The organism is Streptomyces sp. S6 (assembly GCF_054880855.1).
This window is the reverse complement of record NZ_JBTYMC010000577.1, coordinates 1-1,993: the sequence shown is the minus strand read 5'-3', so window position 1 is coordinate 1,993 and position 1,993 is coordinate 1. Positions and strand designations below refer to the sequence as shown.

Annotated in this window: 2 protein-coding genes; one reads left to right on the top strand and one right to left on the bottom strand. The window is 74.1% G+C overall.

Annotated features, from left to right (window positions below; all coding sequences use genetic code 11):
- On the bottom strand, window positions 1-942 hold a 942-nt coding region (locus ACVNF4_RS35405; protein ID WP_461806944.1), incomplete at its 3' end, for a serine/threonine-protein kinase.
- Window positions 943-1,365: 423 nt separating this feature from the next.
- Here ACVNF4_RS35405 and ACVNF4_RS35400 point away from each other — a divergent pair.
- Window positions 1,366-1,993: FHA domain-containing protein (locus ACVNF4_RS35400; RefSeq protein ID WP_461806945.1), on the top strand; the 628-nt coding region annotated here is incomplete at its 3' end.

Here is a 1,993-nt window from a genome sequence, read left to right as displayed (position 1 = left end):
GGAGCCGTCGGCGCCGGGGACGGCCGCGGGGGCCGGGTCGGGGGTGAGGAGGTGGCCGACGCCCTCGGCGGCGGCGATCTGCATCGAGTTCGCGTGCACGCCGACGCCCTCGGCGACGATCCGGAGCGCGCGCGCGAGGCTCTGCGCGCCGGGGCGCTGTGCCGGGTCCTTGCGCAGGCAGCGCTCGATGACCGTCCACAGGGGTTCCGGGACGTTCGAGGGGCGGCGCGGTTCGGCGCTCAGGTGCTGGTGGAGGACTTCGAGTGCGGAGCCCCCGCCGAACGGCGGACGGCCGGTGACCAGCTCGTACATCAGGATGCCGGCGCCGTAGATGTCGACGGCCGAGGTCTGCGGGCGGCCCTCGGCGGACTCCGGCGCGACGTACGCGGGCGTGCCGACGAACTCGCTGGTGCGGGTCAGCCCCGGGGAGTCGGCGAGGCGCGCGATGCCGAAGTCGGTCAGCAGGGGGTGCATCCGGCCGTCGTACTGGCGCAGCAGGACGTTGGCCGGCTTCAGGTCGCGGTGGACGACGCCGTCGGCGTGGCTGGCCGCGAGCGCGTCGGCGATCTGGGCGGTGAGCAGGCTGGTGGCGACGGGGCTGAAGGGGCCGTTCTCGCGCAGGTAGCGGTGCAGGTCGGGGCCTTCGACGAGGTCCATGACCAGGGCCAGCAGATCGCCCTCGACGACCAGGTCGCGGACCCGGACGATGTTCGGGTGGGTCAGGCGCAGCAGGACCGAGCGCTCGCGCAGGAAGCGCATGACGACGTCGGGGTCGCTCGCCAGCTCCTCCTTGAGGACCTTGATGGCGACGGTCTCACCGGGCTGGCCGGGCACGGCGGCCTCGGCACCCGCGGCTTCTCGCTGGCGGGCACGCCAGACGGTGCCCGTGGCGCCGCGTCCGAGCGGCTCCTCAAGCAAGTACTTGCTGCCGACTGGCCGCACGTCACGCGCTCCCTGGTGATTGCCGATGTGCCTGCATATGTTCCGACCACTGTAGTGCGACGGCCCCGGGACGGGGCTGTCGTCCCGCTATGGGTACGGGCGTCCTCCCTCGCGCGTTCGACGGCCTGTCAACGTCCTGACGGCGAATGACCGGGTAGGACCGGGAAGTCCTCCGGCTTCCCCGGAAAGACGCGTTCCGTGGTCCGATGGTTGCCGGTCCCGAAACGTGACGGATCTCAAGTGATCATCGGCGGAACATCCGTCAGGCACTTTTGCGGGCAGAGCCGACCAATCAAGATCACTTGAGGGCCGGTGGCGTCCGCGTTGTCGGTGACAGGTGCGAGGATGCCCCCAGTACTGGCCGACGTGCTCGTGCGGGGCGGGGGAAGCCCGCGCCCGGGGCAGAAGGGACCGCTGACGGCGATGCAGATCCGGCTGACCGTCGTAGACCCGCAGGCCCCGGCCTCGGAGGGCCGGGGCCGGAGCGCGAGCCGCGACGTGCTGGTGACGGCACCGGCGGGGACTGCGCTGTCCGCGGTCGCCTCCGCGCTGGCGTCGGCCGTGACCGGCGAGGCCCCCGGAAGCGGGGCGGTCGCCCTGTACGCGGGCGAGCAGCGCCTGGACGCGACGCGGACGACGCTCGGCGAGCCGCCCCTGACCGACGGCGCCGTCCTCTCCCTGACCGTCCCCGCCGCCCCGGAGGCCCATCCCGAGATCGACGACGCGCCGGCCCGCCTGCACGTCGTCGCGGGCCCGGACGCGGGCGGGGTGCACCTCCTGCACGGCGGACAGATCCGCGTCGGCCGCTCCACGGAGGCGGACGTCCCGCTGGACGACCCGGACGTGTCGCGCGTGCACTGCGCGGTCACCCTCGCCGCCGACGGCCGTGTCACGGTCACCGACCTCGGCTCCACGAACGGCACCACCCTCGACGGCGCGCGCGTCGCCGACCGCGCCGTCCACTTCCCGCCGGGCGCCCTCCTGCGCATCGGCGAGTCCGCCCTGCGCCTGGCCCCTCCCGGCGACGCCGCCTCCCGCGTGCCGACGACCC